Source organism: Mycobacterium sp. 3519A (assembly GCF_900240945.1).
Lineage (GTDB): Bacteria > Actinomycetota > Actinomycetes > Mycobacteriales > Mycobacteriaceae > Mycobacterium.
Map to the genome: position 1 here is coordinate 1,215,837 of NZ_OESG01000013.1, position 16,118 is coordinate 1,231,954.

14 protein-coding genes and 1 pseudogene are annotated in these 16,118 nt (G+C 65.8%); all 15 read right to left on the reverse strand.

The features are described from left to right. Window positions 1-38: 38 nt before the first annotated feature. The gene (nuoN, locus tag C1A30_RS13700) at window positions 39-1,613 is read right to left on the reverse strand and encodes an NADH-quinone oxidoreductase subunit NuoN (protein ID WP_101948816.1); all 1,575 of its coding nucleotides are present in this window, start codon (window positions 1,611-1,613) and stop codon (window positions 39-41) included. Continuing rightward, entirely contained in the window at window positions 1,610-3,178 is a 1,569-nt protein-coding gene (locus tag C1A30_RS13705) for an NADH-quinone oxidoreductase subunit M (RefSeq protein ID WP_101948817.1), read from the reverse strand. Before C1A30_RS13705 ends, nuoN begins: the two co-directional genes overlap by 4 nt. After that, window positions 3,172-5,052 (reverse strand): NADH-quinone oxidoreductase subunit L, encoded by a 1,881-nt coding sequence (gene nuoL, locus C1A30_RS13710; RefSeq protein WP_101948818.1) that lies wholly within the window; start codon window positions 5,050-5,052, stop codon window positions 3,172-3,174. The genes C1A30_RS13705 and nuoL overlap by 7 nt, the downstream gene beginning before the upstream one ends. A gap of 7 nt (window positions 5,053-5,059) precedes the next feature. Then, complete coding sequence (nuoK, locus tag C1A30_RS13715) at window positions 5,060-5,359, reverse strand: NADH-quinone oxidoreductase subunit NuoK (RefSeq protein ID WP_067808262.1); 300 nt, start codon at window positions 5,357-5,359, stop codon at window positions 5,060-5,062. Continuing rightward, a complete protein-coding gene (locus tag C1A30_RS13720; protein ID WP_369974156.1) occupies window positions 5,356-6,114 on the reverse strand; it encodes an NADH-quinone oxidoreductase subunit J in 759 nt (252 codons plus the stop codon). The genes nuoK and C1A30_RS13720 overlap by 4 nt, the downstream gene beginning before the upstream one ends. An 8-nt stretch (window positions 6,115-6,122) precedes the next feature. After that, a pseudogene (gene nuoI, locus C1A30_RS13725) lies at window positions 6,123-6,656 on the reverse strand (NADH-quinone oxidoreductase subunit NuoI); the annotation flags it as partial. Continuing rightward, on the reverse strand, window positions 6,640-7,869 hold the full coding sequence (nuoH, locus tag C1A30_RS13730) for an NADH-quinone oxidoreductase subunit NuoH (RefSeq protein WP_101948821.1): 1,230 nt from the start codon (window positions 7,867-7,869) through the stop codon (window positions 6,640-6,642). The gene nuoH and the pseudogene nuoI, both read right to left, overlap by 17 nt. After that, the gene (locus C1A30_RS13735) at window positions 7,866-10,253 is read right to left on the reverse strand and encodes an NADH-quinone oxidoreductase subunit G (protein ID WP_101948822.1); all 2,388 of its coding nucleotides are present in this window, start codon (window positions 10,251-10,253) and stop codon (window positions 7,866-7,868) included. The genes nuoH and C1A30_RS13735 overlap by 4 nt, the downstream gene beginning before the upstream one ends. Window positions 10,254-10,354: 101 nt before the next feature. Further along, window positions 10,355-11,671 (reverse strand): NADH-quinone oxidoreductase subunit NuoF, encoded by a 1,317-nt coding sequence (gene nuoF, locus C1A30_RS13740; RefSeq protein ID WP_101948823.1) that lies wholly within the window; start codon window positions 11,669-11,671, stop codon window positions 10,355-10,357. Next, a complete protein-coding gene (gene nuoE, locus C1A30_RS13745) occupies window positions 11,668-12,522 on the reverse strand; it encodes an NADH-quinone oxidoreductase subunit NuoE (protein WP_101948824.1) in 855 nt (284 codons plus the stop codon). The genes nuoF and nuoE overlap by 4 nt, the downstream gene beginning before the upstream one ends. Then, window positions 12,519-13,838 (reverse strand): NADH dehydrogenase (quinone) subunit D, encoded by a 1,320-nt coding sequence (gene nuoD, locus C1A30_RS13750; protein WP_101948825.1) that lies wholly within the window; start codon window positions 13,836-13,838, stop codon window positions 12,519-12,521. The genes nuoE and nuoD overlap by 4 nt, the downstream gene beginning before the upstream one ends. Then, window positions 13,838-14,464, reverse strand: a complete 627-nt coding sequence (locus tag C1A30_RS13755) for an NADH-quinone oxidoreductase subunit C (RefSeq protein WP_235010064.1) — start codon at window positions 14,462-14,464, stop codon at window positions 13,838-13,840. The genes nuoD and C1A30_RS13755 overlap by 1 nt, the downstream gene beginning before the upstream one ends. Window positions 14,465-14,535: 71 nt before the next feature. Further along, on the reverse strand, window positions 14,536-15,090 hold the full coding sequence (locus C1A30_RS13760; protein ID WP_067808240.1) for an NADH-quinone oxidoreductase subunit B family protein: 555 nt from the start codon (window positions 15,088-15,090) through the stop codon (window positions 14,536-14,538). Then, complete coding sequence (locus tag C1A30_RS13765; protein WP_101948827.1) at window positions 15,081-15,452, reverse strand: NADH-quinone oxidoreductase subunit A; 372 nt, start codon at window positions 15,450-15,452, stop codon at window positions 15,081-15,083. Before C1A30_RS13765 ends, C1A30_RS13760 begins: the two co-directional genes overlap by 10 nt. A gap of 163 nt (window positions 15,453-15,615) precedes the next feature. Beyond that, complete coding sequence (locus C1A30_RS13770; protein WP_101948828.1) at window positions 15,616-16,011, reverse strand: response regulator transcription factor; 396 nt, start codon at window positions 16,009-16,011, stop codon at window positions 15,616-15,618. Window positions 16,012-16,118 lie beyond the last annotated feature (107 nt).

The window sequence follows — 16,118 nt, forward strand, 5'->3', positions numbered from 1 at the left end:
TTTCCCGCCCAAACGTCCGTTTGGGCGCAGCAGAGGGGTTACGGCAGGAACTGGTTGGCGGTATTGGCCAGGTCCAACAGCGGCTGAGGCAAGGCACCGAGGGCGAAGGTGACGGCCGCGGTGACGGTGACGACCGCCGTGCTCAACATGCTGGGCACCACCACTATTGGCGCGTCGTCGGGCGGGTCGGTGAAGAACATCAGCACGATGACCCGAACGTAGAAGTACGCGGCCACGGCGCTGGCGATGACGCCGATCACGACGAGCGGGATCGCACCGCCTTCGCCTGCGGCCTTGAACACCGCGAACTTGCTGACGAAGCCGCTTGTCAGCGGGATGCCGGCGAACGCCAGCAGGAACAGCGAAAACACTATGCCGACAACGGGATACCGGCGGCCGAGGCCGGCCCACCGCGCCAACGCGGTGTCCTCCTCGCCGTCGGGGGTGCGCACCAAACCGACCACCGCGAACGCGCCGACGGTGCTGAACCCGTAGGCGAACAGATAGAACAGCGTCGACGACACGCCTGCCTCGTTCTGGGCGATGACACCGGTCAGGATGAAACCGGTATGCGCCACAGCCGAATACGCCAACATGCGCTTGACGTCGTTCTGCGTCACCGCTGTCACCGTGCCGACCACCATCGTGAGAATGGCGATCGCCCACATCACCGGTCGCCAGTCCTGGTGCAGACCGGGCACCGCGATGTAGAAGATGCGCAGCATCGCGCCGAACGCCGCGATCTTCGTCGCCGCCGCCATGAACGCGGTCACCGGCGTCGGAGCACCCTGGTACACATCCGGAATCCACGAATGGAACGGCACGGCGCCGACCTTGAACAGCACACCGACGAGCAGCAACCCGGTGCCGAGCAGCGCCAGCGACGTCTTACCCGTGCCCGCCGTCACCGCATCGGCGATGCCACCGAGGTTCAGTGTGCCTGCGTAGCCGTACAACATCGCGGCGCCATACAGGAAGAACGCCGATGAAAACGCGCCAAGCAGAAAGTATTTCACCGAGGCTTCCTGCGAGAGCAGTCGCCGCCTGCGGGCCAGGCCGCAGAGCAGATACAGCGGCAGCGAGAGCACCTCGAGCGAGATGAACATGGTGAGCAGATCGTCGGAGGCGGGGAACAACAGCATGCCGCCGATGGCGAACATGGTCAGCGGGAACACCTCGGTCTGGATGACACCTGCCTTGGTGGCCAGTTTCTCCACGACGCTGCCCGCCACCGCCGACGCCTGCGGGGTGAACGCATCAAGGCCGGGGCCGATCTCGTCGTCCGCGGATGCGGGGCGTCGCCGTTCGGCGATCAGCAGGATGCCCAGCACACCGACGAGCAGGATGGTGGCCTGAAGGAACAGGGTCGGCGCGTCGACCGCGATGGCACCCATCACGGCCGTGCGTCCGACGCCGCCGCCCAGATCGCGCGCGAGCCCGACGACCGCGACGAACGCGGCGGCCAGTCCGCCGAGGCTGAGCACCAACTGCGCGGCGTAGCGCCGCTGGCGGGGCAGGAACGCCTCGACAAGAACTCCGAGCACGGCCACCCCGAGCACGATCAGCATGGGTGACAGCAGGCCGTATTCGACGGTGGGGGTGGGGACGTTCATCGGACCGGCCCTTCTGCCATCCGTGGCGCCGGGTCAGGCTGGTTGACGGTGGTCAGTGTGTGGCTGACGGCGGGATTGATCACGTCGAGCGCGGGTTTGGGATACACCCCAAGCAACAGCAACAACGCGATGAGTGGTGCGACGACGGCGAGTTCGCGTGGCACCAGGTCGCGCAGGCCGTGGTTGTCCTCCTTGACCGGGCCGGTCATCATTCGCTGGTACATCCACAGGATGTAGATCGCAGACAACACCAGCGCCAACGACGCGAACACCGCGAACGCCGGGTACCGCGTGAATGTTCCGATCAACACCAGGAATTCACTGATGAACGGCGCAAGGCCCGGCAGGGACAACGTAGCAAGGCCGGCGACCAGGAAGGTGCCCGCCAGGATCGGTGCCACTTTCTGCACCCCGCCATAGGCGGCGATGAGGCGAGTACCCCTGCGCGACACCAGGAATCCGGCGATCAGGAAGAGCGCAGCGGTGGAGATGCCGTGGTTGACCATGTACAGCGTCGATCCGGATTGGCCCTGGGTGGTCATCACGAAGATGCCGAGGATGATGAAGCCGAAGTGGGAGATCGACGTGTAGGCGATCAGCCGCATCACGTCGACCTGGCCGATCGCGACGATCGCACCGTAGACGATTCCGATCACGGCCAGCGTGATGATCAGCGGCCGGAAATACATTGAGGCGTCTGGGAACAACTGCAGGCAGTAGCGCAGCATGCCGAATGTGCCGACCTTGTCCATCACGGCCATCATCAGCACCGCGCTGGCCGGGGTGGCTTCCACCGCGGCGTCGGGCAGCCAGCGGTGGAACGGCCACAGCGGCGCCTTGACCGCGAAGGCGAACATGAACCCGCCGAACAACAGGTTCATCACCGCCGGGCTCATCACGAACTGACCGCTGGACACCGCCGCGACGATCGCGCGGAAGTCGAAGGTGCCTGCGGCGAACGCGTCGCTTTGCGCGGTCACCACGTACAGGCCGATCACCGCGGCGAGCATGATCAGGCCGCCGAAGAGGTTGTACAGCAGGAACTTCACCGCCGCCTTGGACCGGTTCTCGCCGCCGAATCCGCCGATCAGGAAGTACATCGGGATCAGCATGGCTTCGAAGAACACGTAGAACAGCAGAATGTCGAGCGACACCAGGGAGATGAGCACCATGCCCTCGACGGCCAGCGTCAGCGCCAGATAGGTGTGCACCGACCGACCGCGCAGGCCTATCTGGTGGTCAGCGTCGTTCCAGCCCGCGATGATCAGCAGCGGCACCAGCACGGCCGTCAGCACCACCAGCGCCAGGGCGATGCCATCGACGCCCAGGATGTAACCGGTGCCGAATGACGGGATCCACCTGTGGGATTCGACGAACTGATACTGCTCACCGCCCGGCTGGAAGCCGACCGCGATCACCAACGTGACCGCGAGCACCGCCAGCGAGATCAGCAGCGCCAGCCACTTGACAGTGGTGCGTTGCGCCGCCGGCAGCAGCATCAGCAGCGCCGCGCCGAGCGTCGGAATCGCCCACAGGATCGTGAGCCAGGGGAGCGAGGTCACCACAGCTGCACCGCCAGGATGGCGGCGACCACCAGGGCCGCACCGGCCAACATCGACAACGCATACGACCGGGCGAAGCCGGTCTGCAGTTTCCGGAATGCGTCCGAGACCCGGCCGACGAGCGCGGCCAGACCGTTCGCCGCACCGTCCACCGCGTCGTCGTCGATCTCGACGAGCCCCTCGGTGAGCAGCGCGCCCGGTCGCATGAACACCCGCTCGTTGAACGCATCGCCGTAAAGGTCGTGTCGCGCAGCGACAGTGAGCGCCGATCCGGCGGGCACCTCTTCAGGGACGGCCTGCTTGGCGTACATCCGGTACGCGATCACGATGCCCGCGGCCACCACAACCAGGATCACGGTGGTGGCCACCCACACCGGAACGGCGTGCGCCTCCTCGTGCGCGCCGACGACCGGTTCGAGCCACTTCTGCAAAGTGCCGCCGATCGCGAAAACACCACCGGAGAACACCGATCCGACGGCGAGCAGGATCATCGGCCACGTCATGACCGCGGGCGCCTCATGCGGATGAACGCCTTCCGCCCAACGCTTTTCGCCGAAGAACGTCATCAGCATCACCCGGGTCATGTAGAACGCGGTGATGCCCGCGCCGAGGATCGCGGCGCCGCCGAGGATCGGGCCCTTGATCCCGCCGGCACCCAACGCGGCCTCGATGATGCCGTCCTTGGAGAAGAAGCCGGCCAGCGGCGGCACGCCGATGATCGCCAGGTAGCCGAGGCCGAACGTGGCGAAGGTGATCGGCAGCGCCTTGCGCAATCCGCCGTAGCGGCGCATGTTCACTTCGTCGTTCATGGCGTGCATGACCGAACCGGCGCCGAGGAACAGTCCGGCCTTGAAGAAGCCGTGGGTGAGCAGATGCATGATCGCGAAGGCGTAACCGGCAGGGCCGAGACCCGCGGCCAGCACCATGTAGCCGATCTGCGACATGGTCGACGCCGCAAGGGCTTTCTTGATGTCGTCTTTGGCGCAACCGACGATCGCGCCGAACAGCAGCGTGACCGTGCCCACGATGACGACACCTACTTGGGCGCCGGGCGCCAGGTCGAACACGGGGCCGGACCGCACGATCAGGTACACACCCGCGGTGACCATGGTGGCGGCGTGGATGAGCGCCGACACCGGCGTGGGACCTTCCATCGCATCGCCCAGCCAGGATTGCAGCGGCACCTGCGCCGACTTGCCGCACGCCGCGAGTAACAGCAGCAGCCCGATTGCGTTGAGCGTGCCTTCGCTGAGTTGCGGCGCGGCGGCGAACACGCCCGCGTACGAGATCGACCCGATGTAGGCGAACATCACCATCAACGCGATGGCCAGCCCCATGTCACCCACGCGGTTGACGACGAACGCCTTCTTGGCCGCGGTGGCCGCTGACGGCTTGTGCTGCCAGAACCCGATCAGCAGGTAGGACGCCAGGCCGACGCCTTCCCATCCGACGTAGAGGCCGAGGTAGTTGTCGGCCAACACCAACAGCAGCATCGCAGACAGGAACAGGTTGAGATAGGCGAAAAACCGTCTGCGCTCAGGGTCTTCGGCCATGTAGCCGATCGAATAGATGTGGATCAGCGACCCCACGCCGGTGATCAGCAGCACGAAGCACATGGACAGCGCATCCAGTTGCAGGCCGAAGTCCACATGCAGACCGCCGACCGGCACCCAGGAGAACAGGTTTTGGTGCACCACACGGTCTTCGGCATGGCGGCCGAGCATGTCGACGAACAACACCACACCGGCAGCGAAGGAGCCCAGCGCCGCCAGGCATCCCAGCAGGTGCCCCCAGCCGTTGGATCGCCTGCCCGCGAGCAGAAGGATGGCCGCCCCCGCCAGTGGGAGGGCGATCACCAGCCACACCAGAGTTATCATCGCAGCCTTAGTTTTTCAGCAGACTGGCTTCGTCGACGGAAGCCGACCTGCGGGTGCGGAAGACGGTCATGATGATCGCGAGCCCGACCACCACCTCGCATGCGGCGACCACCATGGTGAAGAAGGCCACCACCTGGCCGTCCAGATGGCCGTGCATGCGGGAGAACGCGACGAAGGCCAGGTTCGCTGCGTTGAGCATCAACTCCACGCACATGAACATGACAATTGCGTTGCGCCGCAACAACACTCCTGACGCGCCGATGGTGAACAGCAGCGCCGACAAGTAGAGGTAATTATCCGGGTTCACGAGTCACCGTTCCTGCCGCTGGCCTGACCGACGGTTCGTTTCTGCAAGATGGCGCTGACCGACAGCTCGGCGGGCGAGCCGTCCGGCAGTCGGGCGGCGATGTCGACGGCGTTGTTGCGCGCGTACACCCCGGGATTGGGCAGGGTGGTCGGATGTCCACCGGGCTGGAAACGCTCCTGCGCCAGTTCCCGTTGCGACTTACGCCGCTCGAAGCGTTCGCGGTGCGCCAACACCATCGCCCCAAGGGCGGCGGTGATCAACAGGGCGCCGGTCGACTCGAACGCCCACAGGTACTTCGTGAAGATGAGCACCGCGAGGCCGTCGACGTTGCCGCCGGCGTTGGCTTCGGCCAGCCCGGTGAATCCGCTCACCGAGACGCTGCCGATGCCCGCGATGACCAGAACACCGAATCCGAGGCCGACGATGATGGCCGCAACCCGTTGCCCCCGAATCGTTTCGACCAACGATTCGGACGAGTCGACACCGATCAGCATCAGCACGAACAGGAACAGCATCATCACGGCGCCGGTGTAGACCACGACTTGCACCACACCGAGGAACAGCGCGCCCTGGGCGATGTAGAAGATGGCCAGCACGATCATCGTGGTGGCCAGGAACATCGCCGAATACACCGCTTTCGGCGCGGCCACCACGCCGACGGCGCCAAGCACCGCGACCGTGCCGAGCACCCAGAACAGCGCCGCCTCCGTCGTCGACGTGTGTCCGACGGTGTCCGCCGAGAGCGCAGCGAGGATCTCGACGCTCACTTCACGTCCTCTGTGACGGGCTTGATATTGCCCCGGTAGTAGTCCTCGTCGGTGCTGCCCGGCGCCATGTCGTGGGGCGGCGGAATCATGCCGGGCTGCAGCGGGGCAAGCAGCTTGTCCTTGCCCCAGATCAGGTCGGCGCGGTTGTCGTCGGCCATCTCGTAGTTGTTGGTCATCGTCAGCGCCCTGGTGGGGCACGCCTCGATGCACAGGCCGCACCCGATGCACCGCAGATAGTTGATCTGGTAGACGCGGCCGTAACGCTCACCGGGCGAATAACGTTCGTCCTCGGTGTTGTCGGCGCCCTCGACGTAGATGGCGTCGGCCGGGCAGGCCCACGCGCACAACTCACAGCCGATGCATTTCTCCAGTCCGTCCGGATAGCGATTCAGCTGATGACGGCCGTGGTAGCGCTTGGCCACCGGGCCCGGCTTCTCCGGATACTGCTCGGTGAGCCGCTTCTTGAACATGGTGCTGAACGTGACGCCGAAGCCGGCGATGGCATCCAGGAATTTAGGCATTCGTCTTCTCCTTTGAAGCCGTCGGCAGCGGCGGCACCGGGAAAGCCCCTGTGTCGACGGCTTGTTCGGGAACCTCTCGAACCGTTCTCGACCGCAGCGATCTCCACAGCACGAACAGCAGGATCAGGGCCGCCACGGCGCCGACCGTGATCAGGCCGGTGGTCAACTGGTCCCAGCCTTCGTTGCGCAGCGCCCGGGCGGTGGAGACGATCATGATCCACGCCAGCGAGACCGGGATCAGCACCTTCCAGCCCAGCCCCATGAACTGGTCGTAGCGCATCCGCGGCAGCGTGGCGCGCAGCCAGAAGAAGAAGAACATGAAGGTCCACACCTTGGCGACGAACCAAAGCAGCGGCCACCACCCGGAATTCGCGCCGTCCCACATGTTGATCGGCCACGGGGCATGCCACCCGCCGAGGAACAACGTGGTCGCCAGCGCCGACACCGTCGTCATGTTCACGTACTCAGCGAGCATGAACATCGCGAACTTGATCGAGGAGTACTCGGTGTGGAACCCGCCGACCAACTCGCCTTCGGCCTCCGGCAGATCGAACGGCGCCCGGTTCGTCTCGCCGACCATCGAGGTGAGGTAGACCAGAAACGACGGCAGCAGCGGGAAGATGTACCAGAGGCCCTGCTGCGACGCGACGATGCCCGACGTCGACATCGTGCCCGCGTAGATGAAGACCGCCGCGAACGACAACGCCATCGCGATTTCGTACGAGATCACCTGCGCGCTGGACCTCAGCCCGCCCAGCAGGGGATATGTCGAGCCGGATGCCCAGCCCGCCAACACGATTCCGTACACACCGATCGACGTGGCGGCGAGGATGTAGAGCACCGCGACCGGCATATCGGTCAGCTGCAAGGCGGTCCGGTGTCCGAAAATCGACACCTCGCCGCCCATCGGGATCACGGCGAACGCGATGAATGCGGGCACCACCGAGATGACCGGCGCGGCAAGGTAGATGAACTTGTCCACCCCGGCGGGAATCAGGCCCTCTTTGAGTGCCAGCTTGACGCCGTCCACCAGAGACTGCAGCAGCCCCCACGGTCCGACGCGGTTGGGGCCTGGCCGGTTCTGCATCCACCCGAGGAGTTTGCGTTCGATCAGGATCGCGATCAGGACGGACAGCATCAGGTACACGAAGATGGCGAGCGCCTTGATGATGACCAGCCACCAGGGATCGTGGCCGAACAGTGTGGGGTCGGGATATGTCATGAGGTGGACCGTCCGATCGATACCACGGCACCTGCCGTCACGCCGAGTTGCGGATACACCGCCGAACCGGGGGAGTTGACCGGCACCCACACGGTGCCGTCGACCATGTCGGTGATGGCCAGCGGCAGAGTGATGGCGCCGCGCTCGGTGCTCACCGTCACCGGATCGCCCTCGGCTGCACCGATTCCGGCCGCAGTCGCCGCCGACAACCGCACGACCGGCGGCCGCGCGGTGCCCGCGAGATACGGTTCCCCGTCCTGCAGTCGACCCGCGTCGAGCAGCATGCGCCACCCGGCCAGCAGGGCCTGACCCTGACCCGGTGTCGGCGGTTTGACCGCCGCCTGCTGCGGGGAGGCGGGACGCTGTCCTGCCCACAGACCCAGGCGCGCCATCTCGTCGCCGGCGACGGCGGCGGACTGCATGTTCAGGTCGATGCCGAGTTCGTCGGCGAGGAAGGCCAGCACACGCAGATCGGGCAGCGCGTTGGTCTGCAGCGACGGCGCGAAGGGCCGAATCCGGCCCTCCCAGTTCATGAACGAGCCAGCCTTCTCCACGACCGGCGCGATGGGGAACACGACGTCGGCGAGGGCGGTGACGGCACTTTCCCGCAACTCCAGGCTCACGACGAATGGCGCCGCGTCGATCGCGGCCAGTGCGGCGTCCGGGTCGGGCAGATCGGCGAGTTCGACACCGCCGACGAGCAGCGCACCCAGTTCGCCGGTTCGCGCCGCATCGAGGATGCCCGCGGTGTCCCGGCCCGGAGTCGACGGCAGCTCACCGAAATTCCAACCGGCGGCGGTCTGTTCGCGGGCCGAGGCGTCATCCACGGGGCGGCCGCCGGGCAACAGTCCTGGCAGCGCGCCCGCCTCCAGCGCACCGCGCTCACCGGCCCGTCGCGGTATCCACGCCAGCCGGGCGCCGGTCGCTGCGGCCAATCTCGCCGCCGCAGAGAGCGCTCCGGGGGAGCCGGCCAGCCGCTCGCCGACGATGATCACGGCGCCAGGCATCTTCAGGTGCGCGTCGTCGGAGAGGCCGTCGAGCGCGGCGGCCTCGTCGCCGGGAGCCGTCGCGATCAACTCGCCCCGCAGCTTGGCCAGCGCGCGGGTGCCCAACGGCGCAATCGACTTGACCTGCAAGCCGTTCTTGCGGACCGCCTTCCGCAGCCGGAGGAAGACAATGGGCGATTCCTCTTCTGGTTCGAACCCGGCGAGCAGCACCGACGGTGCGGTCTCCAGGTCGGCGTAGGTGACCGCCATCGGCTGGCCCGCAACGTGGGCGGCCAGGAAGTCGGCTTCCTCCACGCTGTGCGGACGGGCGCGGAAGTCGATGTCGTTGGTGCCCAACACCATGCGAGCGAACTTCGAATATGCGTAGGCATCTTCGACGGTGACCCGGCCGCCGACCAGCACCCCGGCGCTGCCGTAGGCCGCGGCCAGGCCTGCGCTGGCCACACCGAGCGCTTCCGACCACGACGCGGGGCGCAGCTTGCCGTCTTCGCGGACCAGTGGGGTGGTGATGCGGTCGCCCTGGGTGGTGTAGGTGAACGCCCACCGACCCTTGTCGCAGTTCCACTCCTCGTTGACCTGCGGATCGTCACCGGCCAACCGGCGCAGCACTTTCCCGCGGCGATGGTCGGTGCGCTGGGCGCAGCCTGACGAGCAGTGCTCGCATACGCTCGGGCTCGACACCAGGTCGAACGGCCTGGCGCGGAATCGGTATGCGGCACCGGTCAGCGCGCCGACCGGACAGATCTGCACGGTATTGCCGGAGTAGTACGACTGGAACGGTTCGCCTGGCGCGATGCCTACCTGTTGCAGCGCGCCGCGTTCGAGCAGTTCGATGAAGGGGTCGCCGGCGATCTGTTCGGAGAACCGGGTGCAGCGCGCGCACAACACGCAGCGCTCGCGGTCCAGCAGGACTTCCGAGGAGATGTTGATCGGCTTGGGGTAGGTGCGTTTGACGTCTTCGAACCGGGTCTCGGGCCTGCCGTTGGACATCGCCTGGTTCTGCAGCGGACACTCGCCGCCCTTGTCGCACACCGGGCAGTCCAACGGGTGGTTGATGAGCAGGAGTTCCATCACCCCCTGCTGGGCCTTATCCGCGGCCTCCGAGGTGAACTGGGTGTGCACCACCATGTCCGGTGTGCAGGTCGTGGTGCACGACGCCATCGGCTTGCGCTGGCCTTCGACCTCGACCAGGCACTGCCTGCAGGCGCCGACAGGGTCGAGCAGCGGATGGTCGCAGAACCGCGGGATCTGAACGCCGATCAACTCGGCGGCCCGAATCACCAAGGTGCCCTTGGGCACACTGACCTCGACACCGTCGATGGTGAGGTTCACCATCTCAACGGCGGAGGTGGTCCCCGTGTCGGCGGTCTGCGTCATCTAGCCTGCCACCCCATTTCTTCTGCCGAGCAGACGCAAACTCGCACATTTCTCGCGAGTTTCATGCGACTTTGCGTCTGCTCGCGCCCAGAAACGTGCCATCACACACCCACCCCTTCCGTGGCCATCAGCGTCGAGGCATGCGGATCGAACGGACAACCGCCCGACAGATGCTCGAGGTATTCGTCGCGGAAGAACTTGATCGACGACATGATCGGCGCGGCCGCGCCGTCGCCCAAGGCGCAGAACGACTTTCCGAAGATGTTGTCGGAGATGTCCAGCAGCTTCTGGATGTCCTCTTCGGTGCCTCTACCCGTTTCGAGGCGTTCGTAGATCTGCGCCAGCCAGTAGGTGCCCTCGCGGCACGGCGTGCACTTACCGCAGGATTCGTGTGCGTAGAACTGGGTCCACCGGCGCACCGCCCGCACGACACAGGTGGTTTCGTCGAAGATCTGCAGCGCCTTGGTGCCCAGCATGGTGCCGACGCCCGCCATGCCTTCGTAATCCAGCGGCACGTCGAGATGCTCTTCGGTCAGCAGCGGGGTGGACGATCCGCCGGGCGTCCAGAACTTCAGCGAGTGCCCGGCCCGGATCCCGCCCGCGTACTCGAGTAGCTCGCGCAGCGTGATGCCAAGCGGCGCTTCGTATTGTCCGGGATTGGTGACGTGACCGGACAGCGAGTACAGCGTGAACCCCGGTGACTTCTCGGTGCCCATCGAGCGGAACCAGTCCACCCCGTTGAGCAGAACCGGCGGCACACTGGCGATGGATTCCACGTTGTTGACGACGGTCGGGGAGGCGTACAGGCCGGCCACGGCCGGGAACGGCGGTCGCAGTCTGGGCTGACCGCGCCTGCCCTCCAGCGAGTCGAGCAGCGCGGTCTCCTCACCGCAGATGTAGGCGCCCGCGCCTGCGTGCACGATCAACTCCAGGTCGAAGCCGGACCCGAGAATGTTCGTGCCCAGGTAACCGGCCTCGTAGGCCTCGGCGACGGCGGCCTGCAGTCGGCGCAGCACCGGCACCACCTCGCCGCGCACGTAGATGAACGCGTGGTGCGCCCGGATCGCGTAGGACGCGATGATGATGCCCTCGACGAGGAAGTGCGGCGTGGTCAGCATCAACGGAATGTCTTTGCACGTACCGGGTTCCGACTCGTCGGCATTCACCACCAGGTAGTGCGGCTTGGCGCCGGCACCGGTGTCGTCCTGCGGGATGAACGACCATTTGGTGCCGGTCGGGAACCCGGCCCCGCCGCGTCCGCGCAGGCCGGAATCCTTCATGGTGGTGATCACGTCGTCGGGTGCCATGCCCAGCGCGCGCTCGAGGGCCTGGTAGCCGTCGTGGCGGCGGTAGGTGTCCATCGACCACGATTCGGGTTCATCCCAGAACCGGCTCAACACAGGAGTCAGTTGCGTCATGTCCTCGGATCCGTTTCGGGCTTCTCGGGTTTCGGTGGCACGGTGGCGGACGGACCAGGCGCGGCCTGGTCCTTGGTGGCCTCGGTCGCCACTTCGGCATCGTTGGGCCCGCCGTGTGAATCTGTCACGGCCTCGACGTCGGGCGCCGTCATGCCCCGCTCCCTGGCGACGCGCAACCCGGCGAGGGTCGCGTCGCCAGGCCCGCCTTGCGCGGCGGCCCGTTCGGGATCCGGCAGCCCGGCAAGGACTCTCGCGGTCTCTTTGAAGGTGCACAGCGGCGCACCGCGCGTCGGCGACGGCGGCTGGCCCGCCCGCAGTCCGTCGACGAGGTCGCGGGCCGAGGACGGCGTCTGGTTGTCGAAGAACTCCCAGTTGACCATCACGACGGGCGCGTAATCGCAGGCGGCGTTGCACTCGACATGTTCGAGGGTCACGCGGCCGTCGGCGGTGGTCTCACCGGCGTGGATGCCCAGATGTTCTTGCAGCGCATCGAGAATCGCGTCGCCACCCATGATCGCGCACAGGGTGTTCGTGCAGACGCCCACCAGGTAGTCGCCGGTCGGTGTGCGCCGGTACATCGAGTAGAAGGTGGCGACGGCGGTCACCTCGGCGTCGGTCAATCCCAGCTGGGCTGCGCAAAACGCGATGCCCGCCGAGGTGAGACAGCCGTCCTCGGACTGCACGAGATGCAGCAGCGGCAGCAGCGCCGAGCGCCCCTGCGGGTACTTCGCGATCACTTTCGCGGCGTCGGCGGCCAACCGTGCTTCGACGTCGGCCGGGTAGGTCTTGGCGCCGTGGATCGGTGGGCCTGGCTCGTCTGGCCGCTGGCCCAGTTCGAGGAAGACACTCACCTGTCCACGCCTCCCATCACCGGGTCGATGGACGCCACCGCGGTGATCGCATCGGCCACCATGCCGCCTTCGCACATGGCGGCCACCGCCTGCAGGTTGTTGAACGACGGGTCCCTGTAGTGCACCCGGTACGGCCGGGTGCCGCCGTCGGAGACCATGTGCACGCCGAGTTCACCGCGTGGCGACTCGATCGCGACGTACACCTGGCCTGCCGGCACGCGAATGCCTTCGGTGACGAGTTTGAAGTGGTGAATGAGTCCCTCCATCGAGTGGCCCATGATCTTGGCGATGTGCTCCGGCGAGTTGCCGAGACCGTCGGGCCCGAGCTTGAGATCGGCGGGCCATGCCAGCTTCTTGTCCTGGATCATCACCGGGCCGGGCTGCAGTTTGTCCAGACACTGCTCGATGATCTTCAGGGATTCGTGCATCTCCTTGACCCGAATCAGGTAGCGGCCGTAGGAGTCACAGGCGTCGTCGGTGATGACGTCGAATTCGTAATTCTCGTAGCCGCAATAGGGTTGGGCTCTGCGCAGATCGTGGGGCAGCCCGGTGGACCGCAGGCAGGGGCCGGTGATGCCAAGCGCCATGCAGCCGGTCAGGTCCAGGTAACCGATGCCCTGTGTGCGGGCCTTCCAGATGTAGTTCTCGCTGAGTAGATCCTCGAGATCCTTGAGCCGCTTCGGCATCAGCTTGAGCATGTCGCGGATCTGCGGGATTGCTTCGTCGGGCAGATCCATTGCCACCCCGCCCGGCCGGATGTAGGCATTGTTCATCCGCAGCCCGGTGATGGTCTCGAAGATCAACAGGATCTGCTCGCGTTCTCGGAACCCGTAGAACATCGCACCCATCGAGCCCAGTTCCATGCCGCCGGTGGCCAGCGCCACCAGATGGGAGGAGATCCGGTTGAGTTCCATCATCATCACCCGGATGACGCTGGCCCGCTCGGGAATGTCGTCGGTGACGCCGAGCAGTTTCTCGACGCCGAGGCAGTACACCGTCTCGTTGAAAAGCGGTGAGAGATAGTCCATTCGGGTGACGAACGTGACGCCCTGGGTCCAGTTTCGGAATTCGAGGTTCTTCTCGATGCCGGTGTGCAGATACCCGATACCGGCACGGGCTTCGACGATGGTCTCGCCCTCGATCTCCAGGATCAACCGCAGCACTCCGTGGGTGGAGGGGTGCTGCGGTCCCATGTTCACCACGATCCGCTCGCCGGCGTGCGAAGCGGCGTTTTCCCTTGCGGCAGCGACGACTTGGTCCCAGTCCTGGCCGCCGACGACGACCACCCGTTCGGGCGGGTTGGTGGATGCGCTCATCAGTTGTAGGCCCTCCGCTGATCGGGCGGTGGTATCTCCGCGCCGTGGTACTCCACCGGGATGCCGCCCAACGGATAGTCCTTGCGCTGCGGGTGCCCGACCCAGTCGTCGGGCATTTCGATGCGGGTCAGGGCGGGATGGCCGTCGAAGATGATGCCGAAGAAGTCGTAGGTCTCCCGCTCGTGCCAGTCGACCGTCGGATACACCGAATAGAGCGAGGGGATGTGCGGGTCGGCGTCCGGGGCGGTGACCTCGAGTTGCATTCGACGGTTGTGGGTGATCGACATCAACGGGTAGACCGCGTGCAGTTCGCGTCCGCTGTCGTCGGGGTAGTGCACCCCGCTGACTCCGAGGGACAGTTCGAACCGCAGCCCGGGGTCGTCGCGCAGCGCGCGGGCCACCAGCGGCAGCTGGCCGCGGTCGATCTCGAGGGTCAGCTGGTCCCGATACACAACGACGCGTTCGACCGACTCGGCGAAGTCGGCCGCCCCGAGGGCGGCCTCCAGCTTGTCGACGACGTCGTCGAAGTACCCGCCGTAGGGGCGCGGTGAGCTGCCCGGCAGGGTGACCGGACGCACCAGACGCCCGTAACCCGAGGTGTCGCCGGTGTCGGTGTTGCCGAACATGCCGCGTCGGATCTTGATGACCTCCGGTGGCGCGACGTAGGCCCGCGGCCCGGATCCGTTGCCGTTCTCGCTCACCTGAGCAAACCCTTGAGCTCGATGGTCGGTGTGACAGCCAATGCGGCCTTCTCGGCTTCCCGGATCGCCTCCTCGCGGTGTACGCCGAGCGGCATCTCCTGAATCTTGTCGTGCAGCTTGAGGATTGCGTGCAACAACATCTCGGGTCGCGGTGGGCACCCGGGCAGATAGATGTCGACGGGCACGACGTGGTCGACGCCCTGCACGATCGCATAGTTATTGAACATCCCGCCCGAGGACGCGCACACGCCCATCGCCAGCACCCACTTGGGTTCGACCATCTGGTCGTAGATCTGGCGTAGCACCGGCGCCATCTTCTGGCTGACCCTGCCCGCGACGATCATCAGGTCGGCCTGCCGGGGCGTCGCCGAGAACCGTTCCATGCCGAACCGGGAGATGTCGAAGCGCGGCCCCGCTGTCGCCATCATCTCGATGGCACAGCAGGCCAGCCCGAACGTCGCAGGCCACAGCGATCCCTTGCGGATGTAGCCGGCCACCTTTTCGACGGTGGACAGCAGGATGCCGCCGGGCAGCTTTTCCTCTAGTCCCATGTCAAGCCTCCCCGTCGCCAGACGTACGCATAGGCCACGAACACCACGACCATGAACAGCAGCATCTCTATCAGCGCAAACAGGCCGAGGTTGTCGAACGCGACCGCCCATGGGTACAGGAACACGATCTCGATGTCGAAGATGATGAACAACATCGCGGTCAGGTAGTACTTGATCGGAAATCGCTGGCCTGATGCGTGGGCCGATGCCAGTTCCGGCACCGGTTCGATGCCGCACTCGTAGGCCTCTAGTTTCGACTGGTTGTAGCGCCTCGGTCCGACCAGCAGCGCAATGCCGACCGAACCGATTGCGAACGCAGCCGCAATGGCACCGAGAACCAGTATTGGCGTGTACAAATCCATACCGCGCAAACGCTCCCTCGTGGGCTGTCGATGTGAGCTTACCCACACCCTAGCGAGCTTTGAGACGGGTGCCACGCATTTTGGTTAGAGTCGCTACTAGCTGCCTGCGGCCATGTTGTCGTGCCTCGAAAAGGCAAGGGCAACAGAGCGATTGGTGCGTTGTCTACTGCACCGGCGCGCGCAGCAGAGACACCACGGCGTCGCTCAGCCGGATCGGGTCGATCGGGTGGGGGACGGCTGCCTCGGCGCGCGACCAGTTGGCCAGCCAGGCGTCATCCGGGCGGCCGGTCAGCACCAGGATCGGTGGGCAGTCGGCGATCTCGTCCTTCAACTGCTTGGCGATCCCCATCCCGCCGGTGGGCGTGGCCTCGCCGTCCAGGATCACCAGATCGAAGCCGCCCTCGTCCATCTGGCGGATGACCATCGGACCGGTGGCGACCTCGACGTAGGTCAACTCGGGCAGGTCGGGGTGCACCCGCTTGCCGAGCGCCAACTGCACCTGCTCACGGGTTCTGGGGTTGTCGCTGTAGACCAGGATCCGCAGTGCACGTTCCGCCATGCGGAAGATCGTACGGCTAGACCTGATTGCCGTACTCCTCAACGCGGCTTTCCGCCGCTTGATCGTCGTACGGCTAGTGCCGATTGCCGCACTCTCCCCCTTCGCTT

Coding starts and splice junctions, on each gene's coding strand:
- C1A30_RS13755 (WP_235010064.1), bottom strand. CDS start 14,464: ATGTTCGGCAACACCGACACCGGCGACACCTCGGGTTACGGGCGTCTG.
- nuoL (WP_101948818.1), bottom strand. CDS start 5,052: ATGATAACTCTGGTGTGGCTGGTGATCGCCCTCCCACTGGCGGGGGCG.
- C1A30_RS13760 (WP_067808240.1), bottom strand. CDS start 15,090: ATGGGACTAGAGGAAAAGCTGCCCGGCGGCATCCTGCTGTCCACCGTC.
- nuoD (WP_101948825.1), bottom strand. CDS start 13,838: ATGAGCGCATCCACCAACCCGCCCGAACGGGTGGTCGTCGTCGGCGGC.
- nuoN (WP_101948816.1), bottom strand. CDS start 1,613: ATGAACGTCCCCACCCCCACCGTCGAATACGGCCTGCTGTCACCCATG.
- nuoH (WP_101948821.1), bottom strand. CDS start 7,869: ATGACATATCCCGACCCCACACTGTTCGGCCACGATCCCTGGTGGCTG.
- C1A30_RS13735 (WP_101948822.1), bottom strand. CDS start 10,253: ATGACGCAGACCGCCGACACGGGGACCACCTCCGCCGTTGAGATGGTG.
- C1A30_RS13765 (WP_101948827.1), bottom strand. CDS start 15,452: ATGGATTTGTACACGCCAATACTGGTTCTCGGTGCCATTGCGGCTGCG.
- nuoF (WP_101948823.1), bottom strand. CDS start 11,671: ATGACGCAACTGACTCCTGTGTTGAGCCGGTTCTGGGATGAACCCGAA.
- C1A30_RS13770 (WP_101948828.1), bottom strand. CDS start 16,011: ATGGCGGAACGTGCACTGCGGATCCTGGTCTACAGCGACAACCCCAGA.